This window comes from Streptosporangium oxazolinicum, from assembly GCF_039537505.1.
GTDB classification, from domain to species: domain Bacteria; phylum Actinomycetota; class Actinomycetes; order Streptosporangiales; family Streptosporangiaceae; genus Streptosporangium; species Streptosporangium oxazolinicum.
The window spans coordinates 119,097-138,963 of record NZ_BAABAQ010000002.1 but is presented as its reverse complement, the minus strand read 5'-3'; the positions used below and the strand labels follow the sequence as shown (position 1 = coordinate 138,963).

Below are 19,867 nucleotides of genomic sequence, written 5' to 3'. Positions count from 1 at the left end.
ACGTGGCGTAAGGTGCGTTTGAATGGATCCCGGATGCTGAGGACAACGGCGGACTGGGACAGGGGAGGCGGATCTCGGTTGAACGAGGACGGTGTTCGTCCCGCTCGCTTCACGGCGAGTGGCGGCCGTTCCCGGATGATCCCCGCCGGTGCCACTGTCGCCGAACTCGCCTTCTGCCTTCCCGACCTTCCCGACGTACGTGACTTCGCCGCCACCCAGGCCGTGCGAAGCGGTATGTCCCAGGAGGGCCTCGCCGACTTCCTGGTGGCGCTGAACGAGGTGGCCACCAACGCGGTCACCCACGGTCACACCACCGCCAAGGCCGTGCTGCGGATGTGGACGGTCGGCCGGACCCTCGTCGTGGAGATCCACGACGAGGGCCGGTGGGACCCGGGACCCGCTCCGGGGGAGACGCCCCCCGGACCCCACGCGACCAGCGGCATGGGCCTGTGGGTGGCCCGGATGGTCAGCTCCGACATCACGTTCGAGACCGGGGCCTCGGGCACGTTCATCACCATGTCGTTCAAGGTCTGATCCGTTTTCTCCGGTTTCTCCGGGAATCTGGGAACGCCTTTCTCCGGGATACGCCGGAGGCCCCGTCCGCGGGGATCGTGGGCGGCGCCACGTGGCCACGTGGCGCCGCCCTCCCCTTTTTGGACCTTTACCGTTTTTTGACCTTCACCGGCGCGAGGCGCGCACCGTCGGCGTCGGTTCTCCCATGCCCCGTGAAGGCACCGCCGAGGCTCCGCATGCGCGGACCGGCGATGTGCCGATGATCGGCTCGGGGGAGTACGCCGCTCAGCCGGTGATTCAACCGGTGATGGGGTGGACCGGCGTTACCTGCCGGCGGTGGGCGATGACGTCGAACCAACCGGTGAGTGAGCCGCCGGACAGGTGGTACGCGGCGTCGTTCCCGGGATCGTAGACGGGACCGATCAGCCGCGTCCTGGTCGGTGTGTCGGACCAGGCCCGAACCGGATCGGGCCTCTCGGCGCGTAGGTCCAGCAGGAAGGTGTCCGGGTCGGCGGCGCCGAGGGGGGCCTCGGCGAAGTCCGTCGGTGGGGCGGGAACGGGATAGGGCAGCGAGCCGTGATGGAAGGTCAACCCGAGGGACAGGTAACCGGGCCCGAAGCGCTCGCGCAGGTGACTGCCCGCGTTGTGGTGCGTCGCCGGCGGGGATGACGGAGAGATGGTCCGCGGGGCGCCGTTGACCGTGTGCGCGATACCACCCCAATAGACGATCTTGTCCCCGGTGTGCTCGTGCCACCGGATCGTGTCCTCGGCCAGGCGTCGTTCGATGGCTTCGAGGTCGCGTGGTGCGGCCTGCCGGGGGTGGTCGGGGACGCCGGCGAAACGAACCGGGTCGGACGGGTGCCGCTCGTTGTGGGCGCGCATCCACCGGATGACGCCGAGGATTTCCTCGGTCTGCCAGAAGGACCGGGCGTCGGCCAGTAACGCCCTCGGATCGCCCCGCCCGGTACGTAGGTACTCGTCGAGTTTGAGGCGCCCCGCGTCGTCGCCCTCCAGGGCGAGGGAGCGGAACCCCAGTTCCTCGACCAGGAACCTCAGGATCCGGTGAGCGATGACGGAAAGCTCGTGGGCCTGGCGGGTCGACGCACCGAGGGCGACGACCGTGGCGTCGCGCGCCATGTCGCGCAGGGGCAGCAGATCGGCGAGCAGGGCCTGGGGGTCGAGGGTGGTGAGGGGACGGGAGTGGCGGCTGATCCACCGGGGAACCGTCTCGGTCATCGCGGTCTCCTTGCTTCCCGGTGGGTACGGAGAGAGGCCGGGAGTCTGGGCTACGTCCGTCGGGGGGCAGGCGGGGTAAAGGCGCGGTCCCGCCCTCGCGCGGCGTCCGTACCCACCGGGTGAGGGGGTTTCCGGTGTCCTCGCGACACCGTGTGAACAGCCTCGTACTTAAACAAAGGTTCACGTCAAGCTAGGGTGGGCCCATGTCAGAACCCGCGATGATCGCCGAGGAGATGACCATCGGCCAGCTGTCCGAGCGCAGCGGTGTGCCGACCTCCGCGCTGCGCTTCTACGAGCGGCAGGGACTCATCTCCAGCCGCCGTACCACCGGTAACCAGCGCCGCTATCACCGCAGCACACTGCGCCGGGTGGCGTTCGTCCGCGCCTCGCAGAGCGTCGGCATGCCGCTGTCGGTGATCGGAGGCGTGCTGGGTTTCCTCCCGGAGGGTGTCCCGCCCACCCGGGAGTTCTGGATCAAGGCGTCGGCGTGCTGGAGCGAGGAGATCAACACTCGCATCGAGAAGATGGAGAGGATGCGCGACCGGTTCACCGAGTGCGTCGGCTGCGGCTGCCTGTCGTTCGAGCAGTGCGCGCTGGTCAACCCCGGCGACGCACTCGCCGAACACGGACCGGGTCCCCGCCGCCTGCTGAACCCCTGACACCGGCCAGACGGCGACGAAGCGCCGACGTCCGGGCTCACCGTGGCCGCACCACCGGCACCGGACGGGGTGGAAAAACGGGAAGGGCCCGTCCATATGGACGAGCCCTTCCCGTTTTGACAGCCATACCTCCGGGGGGCCTTCCCCGGTGCGGGGTCCGCCTCCGGCAGGTCTAGCGCCTGCGGCGCCAGCCGCCGCCCCCGGTGGTGGTCCTCGGGCCGGCCGAGCCGATCCCGGCCTGGTGCAGCGCGAGAAGCAGGAGTCCGAGGAGCAGGAAGCCGGTCCCGGTGAGCGGGCCGAGCCTGGTGTTGATCAGGTCGAGCAGGAATCCGAGGCCGAACACGACGGCGGCGGCGATTGCGAGCATGGTTACCTCGTCCCAGCGGAGATGTTCAGGAGCTGTTCCAGAGTCGCCCGGTAGTCACGCAGGGCGGTCCGGAGGTCTTCGGTGTCGTTCTTCTCGGTGTTCTTCCAGCGCCCCTGGAGCTCGCCGGTCCGGGTCTCCAGCGCGTTCCTGAGGGAGCTCGTGACCTCGTCGAGCAGGGAGTCGGCTCGTTCCACCGCGTCACGCGGGTCGTCCACGAAACCGGCCTGGACCTCCTGCCAGCGCCGACGTATGTCGTCGGAGTCCTGGTCGAACAGGGTCCCGGCCGTGGCGGGCGCGGTGGCGGCGGGCGTCTGGTCGGCCGGCTCGGCGTCGGTGAAGCCCGTACCCTCGTCGAGCACGTCGTCCGGCCGGTCCGCGGTGCCCTCGGGGAAACCGGGAACCGCAGGGGAGCCCGCGCCGGGCACGGGGTCGGGCGCGCCGGTGCCGGTCACCGGAGTGCCCGGAGTGCCCGGGGTCGCTGCGGGGGGCTGGGCGTGGGCGAACGGGCTGTCGTTCCCGCCGTCACCGGGACCACCTGGAACGTCGTGCCGATCGTCGTCGAGGACATCCGAACCGGTGGCGCGCCGTTCGCCGCTCGATTCGACGACGAGGACGTCGTCGCGGTCACCGGCCAGGGGGCCGCGCGTACCGGTGTCCGGGTCGAGGGGCGAGGTGTCCGTGCGGTCGGCGTCACCGAGGCGCGGCTCCTGGAACTCGGGGGTCACGTCCTGTCCGTGCCGCGTCGCGTTCGGGTCGTTCTCGTCGAACTCGCGGACCGTCCGGTCGTCGTCCTTGTCCGCTTTGTCCGCCTTGTGGACCAGCCGGTCCTTGTCCGGGGTGAATCGGTCGTTCATGTCAGGTCACCGTCCTTGGGGGTCGCGTCGGGAGGCTCGCTCAGCGTCGTTGGTGGTCTCCGGCTCGGCGGATTCGGCCCGCCGGGCGTCCGGGGCCGCGGTCTCGGTCCGCCGGGGGTCAGCGTCGCCGTTGGCGGAGTTGCCGGGGGCCGCGAGCAACTCCTCGAACAGGGCACGGTAGTGAACCATGGCCTGCCGGAGTTCCTCGGTGGAGGCCTCCTTGTGGGCGGCCCGGGTGCTGATCTCGTGAGCCTGCCGATAGTGGTCGAGAGTGCGGCCGTGCGCGACCGACAGGTCGGAGAGCCGCTGCTCGAAGTCCTCGGTCGGGTAACCTCGCTCCGCCATCACGGACGTGACCAGGTGGTCGGCCTCCGTCACCGCGAAACCGGGAGCGTCCACGAAACGCTCCTGGACTTCCATCCACTTCTTCGTGTAGATCTCGCGCGTCCCGGCGTCCAGGGCGCGGATGTCAAGGGAGCCGAAGCGCTGCTCGCGGGCGATGAGTTCCTGCTCGGCATCGCGCCGGTTCTCGCGCTCCTGCACGGTACGTTCGTACTCGGGGCCGAAGCGGTCGCGAAGTCGATGCCGACGCTGCTGCTGCAGCACGAGATAGCCGACTGCGACGATCGCCACCACCGCGACCACGACGACGGCCACCCAGATCACGGTGGACATGTCTGCCTCCGGTTGTGTAGGCGCTTGTACCCGTGCGCTGCCCTGGGGTCAAGGCTCGAAACCGGCTATCGACATCTGTGGCGTGCCACTACTCGGTCTGGCTTCGATGTTTTACGGAGGTTTACCGGGTTATGAATATCCCTTTACTGAGATATCGGTCGTGGCTCCCGCGGTCACTCCTTCTCGGGATCCTCGATGACCTCGGCGGCGTCGGCGGCCTTCCGGGCCTCGTTCAGCATCCTCTCCACCAGCCAGTCCCCGGGAGAGGCGGGAACCTCCAGAAACCCCCGGCCGGGCTCGTACGAGATGTCCATTCCGGCGGCGACCAGCCGTCCGGCCCAGCGCAGCGCCGTGTTCAGCTTCTCGGCGGGGATCACCCGCCCCTGCGCCACGGACGACAGATTCCGCAGGTTCGTCGCGGGCCCGGACTGACTGTGCGCGCGGTCCAGTTTCCACGGGATGGCCCGCGAGTGATCGAGCATCGGCTTCGAGAGCCCGGCGGCCCGCTTCGCCTGCAAGATCCCGGACTCGCTCACCCCGAACCGCGCGGCCAGCTCCGCGTTCGACAACCCCCGCCCGGCCAGCCGCCGTAGCTCCTCCTGGTCGATCAACGCCTTACGCCCCACGGTATCCCCGCCCTTCACACGATCGCCTGCCCTCGCGGGCATCGCCGTGTGCGAAGCCCCCTCGATCTGCGCTAAGGTTAAGACCGTTCAGCCCGCGAGGGCGACGAACAACCGGGACGTAGCGCAGCTTGGTAGCGCACTTGACTGGGGGTCAAGGGGTCGCAGGTTCAAATCCTGTCGTCCCGACCAGGTTCTAGCTGGTCGGCAGGGGTTTCGGAGTCTCTCCGGAGCCCCTTTTTCGATCTTTGGGAGCCAAACGGGGAGCCACTGAGTCACGCGGACCGGCTCTGCCTCTTCAGGATCTTGTCCATGGCCTGGGCGCCCTTGGTGAGCGCGGGCCTGATCTCGTGACGGTAGACCGTCTCGGTCACGTGCGTGCTGACGTGGCCCACGAGATCGCTGATGTCCTCCACCAGCACGCGGACGCGTACGCCCAGTAGGCGCCGTGTCATGGCCTCGATGAGCGTGCCGGGGCGGTGATGTTCCTGCGGCGGTCCTCGGCGCGGACAGCAGCATGTATGTCACCAGCACGGCATCGGCCAGGAAGAGAGCGAGGGACACGGTGAACAGGGGGATGTACACGACTCACGCCCTTCTGGGAGCATGCGGGGCGGTAGCGGTGCCGCTTCGTACGTGGCAGCCGGTGACACGCCTGGCCAGGCCCGCCGCGCGGGTCGGGGGCACGTCGGCCAACCGCATGTGACGGTCTTCCTGGCGCATTCCGATCAGGACGAGCACGTAGCCGACGGCGACGGCCGTACCGAGCGCGATGCCGATGATCAGGGGGATGTTGTTGATCATGCCGATCTCTCCTTGGTAGCTGCGGTCTTGCTTGCGCTACCGAGAGTGCGCCAGAGAAGCGGGACGTGATCACTACAGGACGAGACATGTTCAGGACGTCCGGTCTACGATTGCCAGGTCCCTGGACGTCCCCTCTACCGGGCAGGTGAGATGGCGAACGAGCGGTTACGCGTGGCACTCCTCGAACGCGGCACCACCATCGACGCGTTGGCCGAAGCCATCCAGGTGGACGCCAAGACCGTGGAGCGGTGGATCACCCGAGGTCGTACGCCGTATCGCAAGCACCGGTTCGCCGTCGCCAAGTTCCTCGGCATGGAAGAGGCGTACCTGTGGCCGGACGCGATGACTCCCGCCCAAGCGGCGGTTGTCTCCGAGAGCGAAATCGTCGCCGTCTACCCGCACCGTTGGACCGTGCCGAGGGACGCATGGGGACGACTATTCTCAGCAGCTGAACAGGAAATCGGGGTACTGGTCTACAGCGGCATCTTCATCGCCCAGGACACCGGCTTGCTACGCCTGTTCGCTGACAAGGCGAAGGCCGGTGTGCGGGTGCGGATCCTGCTCGGTGATCCGGACGCCCGGCAAATCGTCCAACGCGGTGAGGACGAGGGCCTGGGGGACGGCATGGTTGCGCAGATCAGAACCGCCGTACTCCTCTACCGGCCGTTGCGGGATGTCGAAGGAATGGAGATCCGGCTCCACCCAACCATCCTGTACAACTCCATTTACCGCGGGGACGACCAGTTGCTCGTCAACACCCATGTCTACGGCAAGTTCGCCGCCGATGCGCCGGTCATGCACCTGCGGAAGGCGGCCGGCGGCGGCATGGTGACCACCTACGTCGATAGTTTCGAAGCCGTCTGGAACCAGAGCCGGCCGATAGAGTCCTGAGCCATGGCGCGCCGTATGGACTTCTACGACGACCCCGAGGCCCCCGCACCCAACAGCCTCGTTCCGTCGGTGAACGTGATCGTGACCAACGACGCGGGCGAGATCCTGATGATCCGCCGTTCCGACAACGACAACTGGGCCGTACCCGGCGGCGCGATCGACCTCGGCGAATCCCTGCCGCAAGCGGCCATCCGGGAGACGCTGGAAGAGACCGGGATCACCTGCGAGATAACCGGCCTGGTCGGCACCTACACCGACCCCCGGCACGTGATCCTCTACACCAGCAACGGCGAAGCCCGGCAAGAGTTCTCCATCGTGCTCACCGCCCGCCCCATCGCAGGGAAACCCACACCAAGCGACGAGTCCAAAGAGGTCCGGTGGGTGGCTCGTGACGAGATCGACTCGCTCACCTCTGACCGGTCGATGCGCCTGCGGATCGGCCACTTCCTGAAGTCCCTAGACGACGCCACCGGCCCGCACATCGGATAGCGCGGCCAGCACCGCACGCACCGACGAGGTGATGCACGGCGTCGCGTTGGTGATCGAGCGGCTGACCAGGTGATCGGGGCCGTAGCGGAGATGGATCTCGGTGAGCCGGTCGGCGACATCGAGGGGAGACCCATCGGGGCCGGTCGTCATGTCACAGTAGGTCAGCGCCTCCACCAGTTCGGGGCGCTCCCTGGTGAACTCGCCGTTCAGCGCGTCGATCAAGCCGCGTTCGGTCGCCTCGTAGATCGCGCAGGAGTGATGCGCCACCAGGCGACACAGCTTGTCGTCGGCCTGGTGGACATCACGCAGGTAGCGCGCCCCATCAAGGGGATGAAACCCGGTGGCAACCAGCTCGGGCGAGTAACCGATGTCATGCAGCCACGCCGACGCGGTCAGCAGATCGGATTCCTCGCCGAGAATCGGGGCCAGCGATTCGGCCTGTGCCGCAACACCTTGCGTATGCGCCCAGCGGCGCGGCAACGGCTGCTCAAGGAGTTGTCGGGCCAGGTCACGCGCCCACTCAGCTTGTCCCATGCCGCTCACGATAGACACCGTCCCCCAGAGCAGAGCCAGAGTTCAGGGTGAGACGTCCTAGGACGTCTCACCCTGAATCGGGCGAACGAATCGCCCCTTGCCGTGTTCCGTCGTGATCAGCCCTTCGCGTTCCAGCTCGGCGAGAGCCTGCCGAACGGTGTTGCGCGATGCCCTGTGCCGTTGTCGTAGCGCGCGTTCGCTGGGCAACGTGGTCCCGACGGCAAGCGTCCCGGCGCGAATCTGCTCACGGAGATCATGAGCAATCGTCTGGTAGCGATACGACGCCCCCAGCATCGAGCCGTCATCTCTCACCACGCGCCCCTTGCCGGGCATCGCGATGATCAGCCCCTCACTCTCCAGGACCGCCAGGCCCCGGCGGGCGGTGGTCCGGGACACACGGAACTCTGCGACGAGAGCCGCCTCCGAGGGCAGAAGGCTCCCCGGCGGGTAGTCGCCCGTCGCGATCCGAGCACGAAGCCGCGCGGCGATCTGGGGATAGACCAGCCCACCGGTCAGCCATTTGCTTTCCTCAGGTGCCATCGGGTCAGGCGCGGTACGCGTCGATGATCTTGCTGAAGTCCAGGCCAAGCTCTCCCTGCTCACCTTCGCGCCACCCTTTCTGAGCGGCTTCGGCGATGATGTCGGCCGCCTGGAACAGGCGCAGGCAGGAGGTCCGCTCATCAGGCTGGTCACCCCAGTAGAACCACTGGAACGCGATGTGGACGTAGACCCGGCGGCTGATGAACGCGCTGTCGGTGACGTCCAGGCACGGCCGGTCTTTCTGATCAGCGACCAGGACCGCGATGATCTCTCGGGAAACGAGTTGCCCGCGCAGGGCGGTGAGCAGATCGGTCTGGTAGGCGTGCTGGTTCTCTTTCACGGTGCCCATGTGACGGAGCTCCCATCGAGGTTGGAGGGCAGAGCGATGGTTCATCACGCTCTGTGCCATGAGCCTGTTGGGGAGCATGGAACCTCTCCACCACACTTCGGGGACGTCTAGGGACGTCTCATGTTAGCGTCACAGCACGGACCCCGCTGTGGAGGTGTGCCCGATGAACGAGAACCTTCGCCACGCGCTCATACGAGCGCGACTGCAACCCGTCGACATCGCCGCCCGCCTGGCCGTGGACCCCAAGACCGTGGGCCGCTGGCTACGCGGCAGGGTTCCCCATCCTCGTCACCGCTTGGCGGTCGCCGACCTTCTCCAGGTCGACGAGACCGACCTCTGGGCGGAAGACACCCAGCGCGGGCGGGAACTCTCCGGAGAGATCAAGGCCGTCTACTCACACCGCTGGGCCGTACCGGCCGACACCTGGCGCAAGTTCTTCGAATCCGCAGAACACGAAATCGGCATCCTCGTCTACAGCGGCTTGTTTCTCGCAGAGGACACGGGGCTTCTCCACGTTCTCGTCGAACGGGCACAGGCCGGGGTCAGGGTACGCATCCTTCTCGGCGACCCGGAGAGTTCACAGGTGGCAGACCGGGGAGTCGATGAAGGCGTGGGAGGTGACGTCATGGTCGCCAGGACCAGGAACGCCCTCACTCTGTGCCGACCACTCCTGACCACGCCAGGAATCGAGATTCGGTTACACGGCACAGTTCTCTACAACTCGATCTACCGCGCAGACGACGAACTTTTGGTCAACCTCCACGCGTACGGCACACGCGCCTCCGAGGCGCCCGTAATCTACTTAACATGTACTGAGGCCAATAGTGCAGCGATGACCTACCTCGATAGCTTTGAACGCGTTTGGACAATGTCCCGGTCCACAGACTAGATGCTCCAAAAAACACCGTCGTTTCCATGGAATGCCGATTCCTAACGGGAAGGGCTTAGGTGAGTGTCGCGTTCTTTAGGTTTTAAACAAGTAGTTGTGAACGGTCTAGAATTCTTACTGATATCCCCTCTGCCTTGCAGGCTTGCTTGATGTCCACGCCGATGGATTCCGGAATATCTTCTAGGCACACCGCAATGTGCATGTCAGCGCCGATGGCTTTACTCTTGAGTGCGTCCTTCTGATGATTCTGGGAAATGAACCCGCCAGCACTCATTTTTGCCTCTGCGGAAAAAAGAGTAGTTGCCTGCCAGCCAAGCAAGTCAAGGTCTCCTTGTGGCTCAGAATCAACCTTAAAGTCTGCGCCGGGAACGATGTATGACCCTTCTTCTAGAAGCACTGCTGTTGCGGCAAGAGGAGCCAGGCCGCCGTTAAGACTGACTCTTTGCAAGAGAGTGCTCAACCTGTAGTAAAGCTCGGGCTCCCCTGATGAAGCGGTCGTGTAGCGAGCAGGAGAGCCGCACCCTGAACATGTAGCAATTCTGTCGACGTCTTGAATCTCCTGAAAATCGTGCAATGAGCACAGCCTACACTCGACTTGCCACCCTCTTAAGACGAGGTTATATGCAACAAGCTTTTCCAGGGCATTTGCCATAGCAGGTGCTGAAATACCTCTACACCGTTCATGCGATAGTATGTTTGTGAGAGTTTTTGCGCTCACTCGATTTATGGCAGCCACTTGAAGGAGTTCTCGTTCTACTGCTTCGCTTATCGTGGTATTGCCTCGTAGCTTCCGTAGTTCTCGAACCAGCTCTCGACTCGCTTCTGGAGTTAAGGTAATAATTGCAGCGAGCGTTTCTGATCTACGGAATATGGCTGGGTCGACCCCTGCTTGTAAAACTCCCCTTACTTGTTGCCCTTTGTCGTTCAGTGAGAAGCTTGCATTTCTTTCTGCGCATGCTGCAATAAGAACCTGAAGAGCCGTAGGCATTCCGAGGGTGAGATGGTATTCAGGGTCAGGGGTGTGGGATATTTCGAGTTGGCTATCGCACCAAATGGCTTTTTGGTGGTACAGCTTCGCAACCTCGTTGCGAAGTGGTCCTGTGATCTCTGGAGCTGAAATTTTTAAAGATATGGCCCCTCGGCCAGCCAACTCTCGGTTCCATGGAAGGGGGGAAGTTGTACGTATCTGAGCTTGTGGACGGCGAAGAGTGACACGCACCTCCTTGTAAGGCCCAATGGATCGATCGCCGCTCCAATAGAAGCTAGAATGGTTTTGTACTACGTATGATAGTTCGCGTTCTGCATCAGACGGTGTTGCAAATATTCGTTCGCTGACGCGTGTGCCAGCGTAAGGCCGAATGCTCATGCTGTCCATTATGGCGGATATTTCATCTTTGCTTAAGGTAGCGCTCTGGGCGGCTAAGTCTGGTGTAGTGGCTGCCGTTCTTGCTATTTCCTTTCTAAGCCTTTCCTTGACTCCGTCGTTAGCTATATCCTCTGGAGTAAGGAGCACTGATGTTCCTTCAAGGCTTCCTTTCGGTCGTATTGCGCGCGCATTCCAAAACCATAGCGCATCCCAAAAACTGTTTTTATCTTGCGCCACCCAAACTACACCTAGCGTTTGCATTAGGGGTGCTACTAAAACTGCATCAAAGTCGTGAAGGCTGGTTGCGTTTAGAATTGTATTACCGTTAATTTGAGCCTTCGCGAGCTCTATTGAATCCACTCCTTCGCATATATTTGCTCCACTGCGCCTCCACCATTCAACTTCTTCCTGAAGTGCAATGTGGCCACTCCCCGCGACCGCCACAAGAGATGCCTCTGCCGGTAGGAACATTTCCAAATTTGAGATCTGAGTGCTAGACGAGTAGGTGCTCAATGGATGAGCATTCCAGAACGTAATGTCATCTAGAGGCATAGCTGAAACGATAGGGTAGGGCGTCGAAGTCTCTTCTTTATATGAAGTTTTACCGTGAGAATCAACTGTGAAATCTACGATGACGGATGTTTGGAGAGACTTCGCTAGGTCCCACCATCTTGGGTGAATTGTACCTTCGTTTTGAAGTGGGATAATGAGACTTCTTTGTCCGCCCCATATAGTGCAAGCCGCCAACATAGCATCACGGAGCCCTTCCTTATCGTCTTCTCGGACTAGGAAGGCTCTCCGGTAAGGGGACACCTGAAACCTTACGTACGTCTCATCTGCGTAGTTGACATCATTATTGAGCGACACGCCCTGCTCATCAAGACTAAATTCCATGTGATCATCCGTTCTATTCGTGGCGACTGTTGGCAGGAAATTCTATAAGATGATGCTGAAATTAGCATCTTTAAATACTTTCTATCACACGTAGAGGTAATTCGTAGTTCTGCTCGCGACGTTGTGGCTCAACTCGGCTGCACGTCGCCCGCTAAACTAGGGACTGCCAGGTCCTAAGTATAGTGCTTATGTGGCTGCAGGGCGGGTCAGAACCGACGTGCGCTGCAGTGGCAACAAGACTTGGTGCGTCTCTGTAAGAAAAGGTGACACCGTGGTGTGGGGACTACATGGTAGGTCTGCATCGAAGTAAGTCGGATACAAATACCTTCCGGCTCACCACCTGGGTATCGTCGAACTGCTGGGGACGCTTACCGCTGATTTCTTGGGGTAAGGGAGCCAACCTCGGGAGCCAACCTCGGGAGCCAACCTCTTCAAACTGGCTTCGACCGCCTCCGGCCTTCTCGGAAGTTTCCCCAGGTAGAAGGCTCCCCGTCCGACACCCTCATATCGCCCCAGACACCCAACTCGTGGCTGGGGGTCAAGGGGTCGCAGGTTCAAATCCTGTCGTCCCGACCAGGTTCTAGCTGGTCGGCAGGGGTTTCGGAGTCTCTCCGGAGCCCCTTTTTCGATCTTCGGGAGTCGGTTGGAGTCAGGTGCGCTCAGGATGTCACGTGGGTGGCAGGCTCCTCGCTCGACTCCGTCGGATCTGCCCGGCCCCTTGGCCTGTGAGTAGTGGTCAAGCATCGACGGCGCTGGTTGCCGCAGTTCACTACATCCTTCAGGGACCTCGTGGGTGTGTGGATGGCCAGGAACGGCGGCGGTTCTTGAGGGCATCGCGTTCGGCCAGCGTGGGCAGGATCACGTTGGCGCCGCCGTCGTAGGGGGGTACAGCCAGCGGAGATCTGCGGGGTCAAGGAGCACGTTGCTGATCTCGTCGTCTGTGACCACTCAAGGCCCGGCATCGATGGGGCCGGGCCCCATTACCCGACGTCCCAGGGGCCAAGGGAGCCGATGTGGGAAGCCGACATCTTCAAGCACGGCGTGCCGTCGCCTATCCGCGACCTGCGTGATCACTACGGCGTGCTCGTCCATGCCCGAAGTGAGATGCACAGAATTCATAGGCGCTGCCTTGGTCGTCGCGATGGAAGCGTTGTCATGCCCTGGAGCGCCAACAGAACGACGTTCACCGGCCAACCGCGCCCTTGAGTGAGCCGTCTCATCATTGCCCCCCTTCTTCCAGTTTTAGGACTCAATAGTGCGCTTCTTCCCCCTGGCCCTGTCCGCTGCCGCTTTAGCCGTGGCGATCGTTCCCGTCGCGCCGGCGCAGGCCGCCGCGCTGCCCGTGATCCAGATCACGAAGATCTACTACAACTCGCCGGGATCGCCGGACAACGGGGCGAACGTCAGCCTGAACGGCGAGTGGGCGCAACTCAAGAACACCACCAGGAAAGCGATCAACCTCAGAGGCTGGACGCTTCGCGACAAGACGAAAGCGGCGGACCACGTTTACATGTTCGGGGCGTTCACCCTCGGGGCGGGGAAGACGGTCACCGTGCGGACGGGCAAGGGAAAGGACACCGCCACGACCCGTCACTGGGGTAGGGCCGGTGGGACGTTCGCCTACATCTGGAACCAGACTTCGGACGCCGGGTTCGTGCGGGATCCGCTCGGCAAGCTCGTCGACTCCTGCTCGTACAACAGCTCCCGGGTCGCCTGGGTCGACTGCCGCTAGCGGCAGGACGCGAGGAGCCCTCTCCCTTTCCGGACGGGGCCTCTCGCCGTCCCATGCCGTGCTGTTACGCGGTGATCCGTGAGGCCCCTGGGAGATGGCCTGTCGTCGGTGCCGACTCCGGCGAGGGGCCGCCTTCGCGAAGGCGGCCCCCTGAGGTCGAACGCGAGCCGACGGCGGACGGGGTGGACAGGTGTCGCGGCCCTCGGCGATCGTTCACGAGTGCCTCGGTCATGAGGTGCAGCGGGGCTCCGTCATCCCTGATCACCTGCGGACGATCGACCAGGCGCCGTTCGCCTTGACCGAGGCGTACCGGGTGCCCGGCGGCAACGACACGGTGCCGGCGTAGGTCCCGACCTTGCTCGCTACCAGGTTGTGAATCCGGCCGTTCGCGTCCAGTGTCCACACCGAGAAGTATCCGTCGCCGCTGTGGCGAACCTTCAGGCTACGCAGGCCGCGGCTCGTGCTGCTCAACCGAAGCACGTCATCTCCTGTGCCACGGCTGGTGATTGACCAAGAGCGCGCCTTCGTCAGGGGGAGCACCTGTAGAGTCCACGCGCCATCGGCCTTGATGCTGAACGCCGCGGTCCTGTTGGAGGCGCCGGTGTTGAACGCGGCGGTTCCCTTGTAGGGGCCTACCTGATTGGCCAGGAGGTCGTCTTCCTTCCCCGATGGATTAAGCGACCACACGGAGAAGTATCCTTCCCCGTCATGTGTGATCTTCACGATGCCCGGCTTGGCCGTCGCCCGAACCCGTAGGAGTCGATCGCCTTCTCCACGGTAGGTCGTCGCGGCCGATGTCTGCGCGGTCGTCACGGCCTGGGCCGGCGGGGTGAGTAGGGCGGTGGAGGCCAGCACGGTGAGAAGAGCGAAAATGCGAGGAGAGCGCATGCAGGGGCTCCAGGGACAGAGGATACGGACGGGAGGAGACGCCACCCCATGCGTCCCGGTTGCCCGGTTATGCCGACCAGGTTGGGCCTCCAGGTTTTCCCGCTGCTCAAGCCTCCGTGGCCTTCCCGGCCGGATCCGAGACTGCCTGTACGCTCCCTTTCGCTCTCACCGCCGTCACGGTGCCGCCCTTCACCATCACCGTGTGCGGTGGACCGACCATCGACCTGGACGTGTCGGCGTTGTCAAGGCGATCACCCAGCGAGAGGTGCCTGTGGCCTGCACCGCGGACAGCGACCCGGACAAGCCGCTGGGGCGTCCGCATGTGGAGATCTCTTGGCCTGACCGTTCTCCGCGTCGCCGGGGGAACCCGCTGATGGGCATTGACGAGTCTCGGGCGGTCGTCACCGGGGTCCGTGCTCTGCTCGTCTCCGCATTCGTCGCGGCCATCGCCGGGCTCGCCACGAAGAAACTTCTCCTTGGGCGATTGATCTGACCAGGGCCACGGCGATCGGCGGCAGCCTGCCGCAGCCGGGGTGAGTGCCCTGTCCACTGTCATCGAGGAGACACCTGTGATTCACGCCAGCCTGATCGTCGTCTACACCGATCGGCTCGACGCCTGCCACGCCTTCTACACCGGGCTCGGCCTCACCTTCGCCAAGGAGCGGCACGGAGCCGGCCCCGAACACTACGCCGCCACTCTCGGCGGCACCGTGTTCGAGCTCTACCCCGCCGGCGGTCGCCGTCCCGTCACCGGAAGCCTGCGCCTCGGCTTCACCGTCCCGGCCGGCTCCACCGTCCGGACTCTCACACCCGGCCGACACGTCCTCACCGACCCCGACGGTCGCGTCGTCGACCTGCACGTCATCCAGGAGAAGGTGATCCGCCCGGGAGAAGGCGACGCCCTCACCCTCCCCTGACAGGCGACAGCTGTAGCGATCGCGTGTCGTCCCCGCCCTTGCCTGGCGGGGGTGACACCATGGTCCTGGCGCACCAACAGAACGACGCTCACCGGTGAACCAGCATGCCGGCCGAACCGTCCTCACCTACCCGTCCGCCACAGCACAGGAGCGTCCCGTATGAGGATCACCGGTCTTTTCGCCGCCGCCGCACTCGCTGCCGCTCTCGCCGGGTGCGGGGCGGACGCGGACACTGCGGCGCCCGTCGTGACCGTCACCGCGCCGGTGCCTGTGGAGAAGAGCGCCAAGCCGACCGGGCAGGACGACAAGGAGCCCGCTCCCGCCCCGGCCGAGGAGAAGGAGGAGGCGGCGGAGAGGAAGGTGCTGCCGGATGTTGTCGGGATGAACCTGCAGGAAGGGCAGGACACCATGCAGGCCGCCGGGTTCTACGTCCTGAACGACAAAGACGCGACCGGGCAGAACCGGTTCCAGGTGTCTGACCGCAACTGGGTGGTGACCAAGCAGACGCCCGCCGCCGGGCGGAAGGTGACGGTCGACACGCTGATCACCTTGTACGCGAAGAAGATCGGCGAGTAAGACGAGCGACGCGCGGTGCCCCTGCCCTTTCCGGGCGGGGGCTCCACGCTGTTCCTGTGCGCCGTCGTGGGTGCCGCGGTGCGGATGGCGTTCCGGCGGGTGCGGGATCAGGCGGCGGTGCGTGCCTGGGAGACACAGATGACCGCCGGTGGCGAGCATGTGATGGTGTGCGCGGCGGTGCACCACGGTACCGGCACGATCGTCGCCGCGACGGTGGTCACCGGCTCCGCCTGCTCTTCCTCGGCCGTGAAGGGGGCGGCGGGCCGTCCGGCGTCGCCGGGGGAGCGATCCCCGGCGACGCCGGACGACGCGGCCGGAGCTCAGGGGCTCGTGCAGCGGTAGCCGGACGGTGTCTGGGTGTCGCCGTTCGGGCGGCTCGCCTGGAAGCCGAAGGTGGTGCTCTGGCCGGGAGCGAGCGCGCCGTTGTGCCCGGTGCTTTTTGCCGTGACGGTCTGCCCGGCGGTGGTCAGCGTGGCGTTCCACGAGCCGGTGACGGTGTGGCCGCTCGGCGGCGTGAAGGTCACCGTCCAGCCGTTGATCGCGGACGTGCCGGTGTTGGTGACCGTGACCGGCTGGATCACGTACCCGTTGCCCCACTGGGACTGGACGGCCGCCGTCACCGAGCACCCGCCGGTGCCCCCGCCGCCCGGGGGAGTGGTGACCGTCGCCGTGTTCGACACCGGTGAGAGGTTGCCCGCCGCGTCGCGGGCCTGAACCTGGTAGCGGTACGTGGTGTTCGCGGTGAGCCCCGTTTCGGCGAACGAGGTGGTGGCCGAGGTCCCCACCCGGGTGAAGGCGCCGCCGGACGCGCCCGGCGCGCGCAGGACGTCGTAGCCGGTCACGCCCGTGTCGTCGGTGGAGGCGGTCCAGGTCAGGGTGGTGGCGGTGGAGGTCGTCCCCGACGCGGCGAGACCGGTCGGCGCGGTCGGCGGGGTGGTGTCGCCCTCGGTGGCGGCCGGTGGGACGCGGACGACGCGGTCGTCCTGCGCCACCGGGGTGCCGCGGCCGTCCCGGTTGCTGGTCGTCACCCAGAGCCAGCCGTCGGGTCCGACCGCGACCGTGCGGAGCCGCCCGTAGGCGGACTGGAACTCGGCCAGCGGCGTGCCGGGCGTACCGGCGCCGGTCAGCGGCACCGCCCAGAGCCGCTGGCCGCGCAGCGCGGCGACGAAGAGCGTGTTGTTGGCCCAGGCCAGCCCGCTCGGCGAGGCTTCGGCGGTCGTCCACGTGACGATCGGGTTGCGGAAGGAGGGGTTGGCGCACGTGCCCTCGCACGTCGGCCAGCCGTAGTTGGAGCCCGCGACGATCAGGTTGACCTCGTCCCGGGTGTTCTGTCCAAGTTCGGCGGTGTACATCCTGCCCTGGGAGTCCCAGGTCAGGCCCTGGACGTTGCGGTGGCCGTAGGTCCAGACGCGGGAGCCCGCGATGGGATTGTCCGAGGGCACGCCGCCGGTGGGCGTCATGCGCAGGATCTTCCCGGCGGGGCTGTTGACGTTCTGCGCGTTGGCGGTGTTTCCGGCGTCGCCGGTCGCCACGTAGAGCATGCCGTCCGGCCCGAAGGCGATGCGGCCGCCGTCGTGGAAGGTGTTGCTCGGGACCCCGGAGTAGACCACCGTCTGCGTCTGGGGCGCGGTCAGCCGCAGCCTGACCAGGCGGTTGTCCCCGGCGGTGCTGGTGAAGTACGCGTACACCCAGCCGTCCTGGGCGTAGGCGGGCGACACGGCGATGCCGAGCAGGCCGCTCTCCCCCGAGGCGCTCACCCCGCTGATGGTGGCGACCGCGGTGGGCGTCTGGCCCGGTCGCACCCGCAGGATGCGCCCGGTGTTGCGTTCGGACACCAGCGCGTCGCCGTCCGGCAGGAACGCCAGGCCCCAGGGGACCTGAAGGCCCGTGACGGAGACCTGCGCCCGGGAGAAGTCGAAGCCACCCACCACCTGGGCGCGGGCCTCGGGAGCGGTGACGACCAGCGCGAGCAGAGCCAGAATCAGGGCCGGGACGACGCGGGCGCGCATGATGGACTCCTTGATCGGATCGCTGGGCATCACGGGCATCCTGTGCGGATACCAGCACCGTAGGCACGCGGGCCGTGGAACCTCAAACGCCGTGCTCGGTTCGCCCTGATGATCTGGGCGGACGACACCGTGCTGATGAAACTTTCATCCAAGTGGCGAAAGTTGCGGCTCGGAGATGCTCCGGACGTCAGCGGTGGACGGCGTCCGAGGGGTCCTCTTCGAGCAGGAAACCGCCGGACTGGTGGTGCCACAGGCGGGAGTACGGCCCCTGGGCCTGGAGCAGCTCGCGGTGGTCGCCCTGTTCCACGATGCGCCCCTGGTCGAGCACCACCAGGCTGTCCATGCGGACGACGGTACTCAGCCGGTGCGCGACCACGAGGGCGGTACGGTCACGCATCAGACCCCACAGGGCTTCCTGGACGAGGGTCTCGCTCTCGGAGTCCAGCGCGCTCGTGGCCTCGTCCAGCAACAGGATCGGCGCGTCGCGCAGGATCGCGCGGGCGAGGGCGACGCGCTGCCGCTGGCCGCCGGAGAGTTTGACGCCGCGCTCCCCGACGAGCGTGTCGAAGCCGTCGGGCAGGGTCTCGGCGAACTCCGTGACGTGCGCCGCCCGCGCGACCCGGTGGATCTCGGCGTCGGTGGCGTCCGGCCGGGCGAAGGCGATGTTGTCGCGCAACGACCGGTGGAAGAGGGCGGGCTCCTGGGGAACGTAGGCGATCAGGCCGCGCAGGTCGGCCTGGCGGAGCCGGGTGATGTCCTGGCCGCCGATCAGGATCCGGCCGCCGTCGATGTCCATGAGGCGGAGCAGCAGCCGGGTGAGGGTGCTCTTGCCGCCGCCGGACCGGCCGACCAGGCCGACCTTGGTGCCGGAGGGGATGTCCAGGTCCAGGCCGTCGAACAGGGGCGGATTGCCGGCGTACGCGAACGTCACCCGCTCGAACCGGACACCGGCGCCGGCGGGACGCGGCGGCTGCGGGTCGTCCGGGTCGACCACCGCGGGCGGCGTGAGGAGCAGCTCGGTGAACTGGGCGGACTCGGTGAGCACGCTCTCCATGCGCCGGTAGATCTGGTTGAACTCGAACATGATGCCGATCGAGGTCGTGTAGTAGCTGAACGTCACCACGACCGCCTCCACGCCCAGGCCGCCGCGGAGGGCGATGGCGAGCAGCAGGCCGACGGTGCTGGTGAGGATCGACAGCGGTGCGATGACGGTGTCCACCCGGAGGTTGCCGTAGTCCCAGGAGCGGAGCGACAGCCTGCGCTGCTCGGCGATCCGGGCCCGGTGCTTCGCGGCCTCGCGGTCCTCGGCGGCGAACGCGCGGACCGTCTCCATGTTGGTCAGCACGTCGGCGACATGCCCGGACACCCGCACCTTGGCCGCCTCGCGCTGGTCCACCAGCCTCTGGCGACGGCGAATGAGCGGGGCGACGAGGAGACCGGTGACGATGATGACGCCCAGGAGCACGAAGACCAGCAGCGGGTGGTACTGCCACAGCACCACCGAGGCGAACGCGAGCGGCACCACCTTGGCGATGATCGAGAACGTGAGCGTGTCCACGAAGCTCTCGAATCCGCTGGAGAAACTCAGCACCCGTTTGGTCAGCGCTCCGGCGAAGTTGTCGTGGAAGAACGCGGCGTCCTTGGCTAGCAGCTCGTCCATGCCCGTCGCCCCGAGCCGCTCGATGCCCCGGGCCTCCGTGCGGTACAGGAAGTGCAGGCCCACCCGCCACAGGACCTCGCCCGCGAGCAGCAGCGCGCCGAAGCCGAGCACGTACGGCATGAGCACGGCGATGGTGACGTCTTCGCCGTCGGCCCCGCCGTCGGCCAGACGCCCCACGATCGCGCCCACCGCCAGCGGCGCCATGTAGAACAGGCAGGTGTTTCCCAGCGCCGGCAGGATTAGCGCGGGCACGGCGACCCGCCACTGGGTCAGCAGCTCCCCGTTGTAGTAGCGCAGCGCCAGCAGGACGGCGGATCTTCGGGCGGACGGTTTCTCTCCGGGTGAATCGGGTGATCCCAGCATGGTCCTCCGTCTCTCCGGACCTCCATGGTCATGGCCATG

At 65.6% G+C, this 19,867-nt stretch carries 24 protein-coding genes and 1 tRNA gene; 10 read left to right on the top strand and 15 right to left on the bottom strand.

The window, feature by feature from the left end:
• Positions 1–135 precede the first annotated feature (135 nt).
• The gene (locus ABD817_RS06050) at positions 136–534 is read left to right on the top strand and encodes an ATP-binding protein (protein WP_344915850.1); all 399 of its coding nucleotides are present in this window, start codon (positions 136–138) and stop codon (positions 532–534) included.
• A 276-nt stretch (positions 535–810) separates the two neighbouring features.
• On the opposite strand, the gene ABD817_RS06045 is transcribed toward ABD817_RS06050, so the two are convergent.
• The gene (locus tag ABD817_RS06045; protein WP_344915848.1) at positions 811–1,749 is read right to left on the bottom strand and encodes an erythromycin esterase family protein; all 939 of its coding nucleotides are present in this window, start codon (positions 1,747–1,749) and stop codon (positions 811–813) included.
• A gap of 203 nt (positions 1,750–1,952) precedes the next feature.
• Between ABD817_RS06045 and soxR the strand changes: the two genes are divergently transcribed.
• The gene (gene soxR, locus ABD817_RS06040; protein WP_344915846.1) at positions 1,953–2,408 is read left to right on the top strand and encodes a redox-sensitive transcriptional activator SoxR; all 456 of its coding nucleotides are present in this window, start codon (positions 1,953–1,955) and stop codon (positions 2,406–2,408) included.
• Positions 2,409–2,580: 172 nt separating this feature from the next.
• On the opposite strand, the gene ABD817_RS06035 is transcribed toward soxR, so the two are convergent.
• The 4 genes from ABD817_RS06035 to ABD817_RS06020 form a co-directional block, all read right to left on the bottom strand.
• Positions 2,581–2,775: a hypothetical protein gene (locus tag ABD817_RS06035; RefSeq protein WP_344746504.1), complete on the bottom strand. Its 195-nt coding sequence runs from the start codon at positions 2,773–2,775 to the stop codon at positions 2,581–2,583.
• A gap of 2 nt (positions 2,776–2,777) precedes the next feature.
• Positions 2,778–3,629, bottom strand: a complete 852-nt coding sequence (locus ABD817_RS06030) for a hypothetical protein (protein ID WP_344915844.1) — start codon at positions 3,627–3,629, stop codon at positions 2,778–2,780.
• A gap of 6 nt (positions 3,630–3,635) precedes the next feature.
• Positions 3,636–4,304, bottom strand: coding sequence for a hypothetical protein (locus ABD817_RS06025; RefSeq protein ID WP_344915842.1), 669 nt, complete (start codon positions 4,302–4,304; stop codon positions 3,636–3,638).
• Positions 4,305–4,477: 173 nt separating this feature from the next.
• On the bottom strand, positions 4,478–4,948 hold the full coding sequence (locus ABD817_RS06020; protein WP_344915840.1) for a hypothetical protein: 471 nt from the start codon (positions 4,946–4,948) through the stop codon (positions 4,478–4,480).
• Positions 4,949–5,042: 94 nt separating this feature from the next.
• On the opposite strand from ABD817_RS06020, the gene ABD817_RS06015 reads away from it, so the two are divergent.
• Positions 5,043–5,119: transfer RNA gene (locus ABD817_RS06015), tRNA-Pro, on the top strand.
• A gap of 83 nt (positions 5,120–5,202) precedes the next feature.
• On the opposite strand, the gene ABD817_RS06010 is transcribed toward ABD817_RS06015, so the two are convergent.
• Positions 5,203–5,382, bottom strand: coding sequence for a hypothetical protein (locus ABD817_RS06010; RefSeq protein WP_344915838.1), 180 nt, complete (start codon positions 5,380–5,382; stop codon positions 5,203–5,205).
• 133 nt (positions 5,383–5,515) lie between these two features.
• On the bottom strand, positions 5,516–5,731 hold the full coding sequence (locus tag ABD817_RS06005) for a hypothetical protein (RefSeq protein WP_344915836.1): 216 nt from the start codon (positions 5,729–5,731) through the stop codon (positions 5,516–5,518).
• 150 nt (positions 5,732–5,881) lie between these two features.
• Between ABD817_RS06005 and ABD817_RS06000 the strand changes: the two genes are divergently transcribed.
• Positions 5,882–6,622, top strand: coding sequence for a DUF5919 domain-containing protein (locus ABD817_RS06000; RefSeq protein WP_425583272.1), 741 nt, complete (start codon positions 5,882–5,884; stop codon positions 6,620–6,622).
• 3 nt (positions 6,623–6,625) lie between these two features.
• Positions 6,626–7,111: an NUDIX hydrolase gene (locus tag ABD817_RS05995; protein ID WP_344915834.1), complete on the top strand. Its 486-nt coding sequence runs from the start codon at positions 6,626–6,628 to the stop codon at positions 7,109–7,111.
• Here ABD817_RS05995 and ABD817_RS05990 read toward each other — a convergent pair.
• Genes ABD817_RS05990 through ABD817_RS05980 form a run of 3 tightly spaced genes read right to left on the bottom strand, consistent with a single transcriptional unit; the run spans position 7,079 to position 8,534 of the window.
• Complete coding sequence (locus ABD817_RS05990) at positions 7,079–7,645, bottom strand: HD domain-containing protein (RefSeq protein ID WP_344915833.1); 567 nt, start codon at positions 7,643–7,645, stop codon at positions 7,079–7,081. The genes ABD817_RS05995 and ABD817_RS05990 overlap by 33 nt on opposite strands.
• Before the next feature lie 57 nt (positions 7,646–7,702).
• Complete coding sequence (locus tag ABD817_RS05985; protein ID WP_344915832.1) at positions 7,703–8,185, bottom strand: GntR family transcriptional regulator; 483 nt, start codon at positions 8,183–8,185, stop codon at positions 7,703–7,705.
• Positions 8,186–8,189: 4 nt separating this feature from the next.
• Positions 8,190–8,534, bottom strand: a complete 345-nt coding sequence (locus ABD817_RS05980) for a hypothetical protein (RefSeq protein WP_344915831.1) — start codon at positions 8,532–8,534, stop codon at positions 8,190–8,192.
• 163 nt (positions 8,535–8,697) lie between these two features.
• Between ABD817_RS05980 and ABD817_RS05975 the strand changes: the two genes are divergently transcribed.
• Positions 8,698–9,423 carry an XRE family transcriptional regulator gene (locus ABD817_RS05975; protein ID WP_344915830.1) on the top strand — a complete coding sequence of 242 codons (726 nt, stop codon included), beginning with the start codon at positions 8,698–8,700 and terminating at the stop codon, positions 9,421–9,423.
• An 82-nt stretch (positions 9,424–9,505) separates the two neighbouring features.
• Here the strand turns inward: ABD817_RS05975 and ABD817_RS05970 are convergent, their stop codons facing one another.
• Positions 9,506–11,683, bottom strand: a complete 2,178-nt coding sequence (locus ABD817_RS05970) for a hypothetical protein (protein ID WP_344915828.1) — start codon at positions 11,681–11,683, stop codon at positions 9,506–9,508.
• A gap of 778 nt (positions 11,684–12,461) precedes the next feature.
• The gene (locus ABD817_RS39550; RefSeq protein ID WP_425583301.1) at positions 12,462–12,578 is read right to left on the bottom strand and encodes a DUF3885 domain-containing protein; all 117 of its coding nucleotides are present in this window, start codon (positions 12,576–12,578) and stop codon (positions 12,462–12,464) included.
• Between the two features lie 402 nt (positions 12,579–12,980).
• Between ABD817_RS39550 and ABD817_RS05965 the strand changes: the two genes are divergently transcribed.
• Positions 12,981–13,415: a lamin tail domain-containing protein gene (locus tag ABD817_RS05965; protein WP_344915826.1), complete on the top strand. Its 435-nt coding sequence runs from the start codon at positions 12,981–12,983 to the stop codon at positions 13,413–13,415.
• 261 nt (positions 13,416–13,676) lie between these two features.
• On the opposite strand, the gene ABD817_RS05960 is transcribed toward ABD817_RS05965, so the two are convergent.
• A complete protein-coding gene (locus ABD817_RS05960; RefSeq protein WP_344915824.1) occupies positions 13,677–14,303 on the bottom strand; it encodes a hypothetical protein in 627 nt (208 codons plus the stop codon).
• Positions 14,304–14,872: 569 nt separating this feature from the next.
• Here ABD817_RS05960 and ABD817_RS05955 point away from each other — a divergent pair.
• The 3 genes from ABD817_RS05955 (at position 14,873) to ABD817_RS05945 (ending at position 16,138) form a co-directional block, all read left to right on the top strand.
• Positions 14,873–15,220 carry a VOC family protein gene (locus ABD817_RS05955; protein WP_344915822.1) on the top strand — a complete coding sequence of 116 codons (348 nt, stop codon included), beginning with the start codon at positions 14,873–14,875 and terminating at the stop codon, positions 15,218–15,220.
• A 159-nt stretch (positions 15,221–15,379) separates the two neighbouring features.
• On the top strand, positions 15,380–15,796 hold the full coding sequence (locus ABD817_RS05950) for a PASTA domain-containing protein (protein ID WP_344915820.1): 417 nt from the start codon (positions 15,380–15,382) through the stop codon (positions 15,794–15,796).
• A 15-nt stretch (positions 15,797–15,811) separates the two neighbouring features.
• Positions 15,812–16,138 carry a hypothetical protein gene (locus ABD817_RS05945; RefSeq protein WP_344915818.1) on the top strand — a complete coding sequence of 109 codons (327 nt, stop codon included), beginning with the start codon at positions 15,812–15,814 and terminating at the stop codon, positions 16,136–16,138.
• Here ABD817_RS05945 and ABD817_RS05940 read toward each other — a convergent pair.
• Together ABD817_RS05940 and ABD817_RS05935 are read right to left on the bottom strand one after the other, a co-directional pair.
• Positions 16,117–17,835 carry a PQQ-dependent sugar dehydrogenase gene (locus ABD817_RS05940; protein ID WP_344915816.1) on the bottom strand — a complete coding sequence of 573 codons (1,719 nt, stop codon included), beginning with the start codon at positions 17,833–17,835 and terminating at the stop codon, positions 16,117–16,119. The two genes, ABD817_RS05945 and ABD817_RS05940, sit on opposite strands and share 22 nt — an antisense overlap.
• A gap of 157 nt (positions 17,836–17,992) precedes the next feature.
• Positions 17,993–19,828 carry an ABC transporter ATP-binding protein gene (locus ABD817_RS05935; protein WP_344915814.1) on the bottom strand — a complete coding sequence of 612 codons (1,836 nt, stop codon included), beginning with the start codon at positions 19,826–19,828 and terminating at the stop codon, positions 17,993–17,995.
• Positions 19,829–19,867 lie beyond the last annotated feature (39 nt).

What these genes read in the sequence shown, in the direction of transcription:
- ABD817_RS06050 (WP_344915850.1), top strand. Translation starts at nt 136, where the DNA reads ATGATCCCCGCCGGTGCCACTGTCGCCGAACTCGCCTTCTGCCTTCCC.
- ABD817_RS06045 (WP_344915848.1), bottom strand. Translation starts at nt 1,749, where the DNA reads ATGACCGAGACGGTTCCCCGGTGGATCAGCCGCCACTCCCGTCCCCTC.
- soxR (WP_344915846.1), top strand. Translation starts at nt 1,953, where the DNA reads ATGTCAGAACCCGCGATGATCGCCGAGGAGATGACCATCGGCCAGCTG.
- ABD817_RS06035 (WP_344746504.1), bottom strand. Translation starts at nt 2,775, where the DNA reads ATGCTCGCAATCGCCGCCGCCGTCGTGTTCGGCCTCGGATTCCTGCTC.
- ABD817_RS06030 (WP_344915844.1), bottom strand. Translation starts at nt 3,629, where the DNA reads ATGAACGACCGATTCACCCCGGACAAGGACCGGCTGGTCCACAAGGCG.
- ABD817_RS06025 (WP_344915842.1), bottom strand. Translation starts at nt 4,304, where the DNA reads ATGTCCACCGTGATCTGGGTGGCCGTCGTCGTGGTCGCGGTGGTGGCG.
- ABD817_RS06010 (WP_344915838.1), bottom strand. Translation starts at nt 5,382, where the DNA reads ATGACACGGCGCCTACTGGGCGTACGCGTCCGCGTGCTGGTGGAGGAC.
- ABD817_RS06005 (WP_344915836.1), bottom strand. Translation starts at nt 5,731, where the DNA reads ATGATCAACAACATCCCCCTGATCATCGGCATCGCGCTCGGTACGGCC.
- ABD817_RS06000 (WP_425583272.1), top strand. Translation starts at nt 5,882, where the DNA reads ATGGCGAACGAGCGGTTACGCGTGGCACTCCTCGAACGCGGCACCACC.
- ABD817_RS05995 (WP_344915834.1), top strand. Translation starts at nt 6,626, where the DNA reads ATGGCGCGCCGTATGGACTTCTACGACGACCCCGAGGCCCCCGCACCC.
- ABD817_RS05990 (WP_344915833.1), bottom strand. Translation starts at nt 7,645, where the DNA reads ATGGGACAAGCTGAGTGGGCGCGTGACCTGGCCCGACAACTCCTTGAG.
- ABD817_RS05985 (WP_344915832.1), bottom strand. Translation starts at nt 8,185, where the DNA reads ATGGCACCTGAGGAAAGCAAATGGCTGACCGGTGGGCTGGTCTATCCC.
- ABD817_RS05980 (WP_344915831.1), bottom strand. Translation starts at nt 8,534, where the DNA reads ATGGGCACCGTGAAAGAGAACCAGCACGCCTACCAGACCGATCTGCTC.
- ABD817_RS05975 (WP_344915830.1), top strand. Translation starts at nt 8,698, where the DNA reads ATGAACGAGAACCTTCGCCACGCGCTCATACGAGCGCGACTGCAACCC.
- ABD817_RS05970 (WP_344915828.1), bottom strand. Translation starts at nt 11,683, where the DNA reads ATGGAATTTAGTCTTGATGAGCAGGGCGTGTCGCTCAATAATGATGTC.
- ABD817_RS05960 (WP_344915824.1), bottom strand. Translation starts at nt 14,303, where the DNA reads ATGCGCTCTCCTCGCATTTTCGCTCTTCTCACCGTGCTGGCCTCCACC.
- ABD817_RS05950 (WP_344915820.1), top strand. Translation starts at nt 15,380, where the DNA reads ATGAGGATCACCGGTCTTTTCGCCGCCGCCGCACTCGCTGCCGCTCTC.
- ABD817_RS05940 (WP_344915816.1), bottom strand. Translation starts at nt 17,835, where the DNA reads ATGCCCAGCGATCCGATCAAGGAGTCCATCATGCGCGCCCGCGTCGTC.
- ABD817_RS05935 (WP_344915814.1), bottom strand. Translation starts at nt 19,828, where the DNA reads ATGCTGGGATCACCCGATTCACCCGGAGAGAAACCGTCCGCCCGAAGA.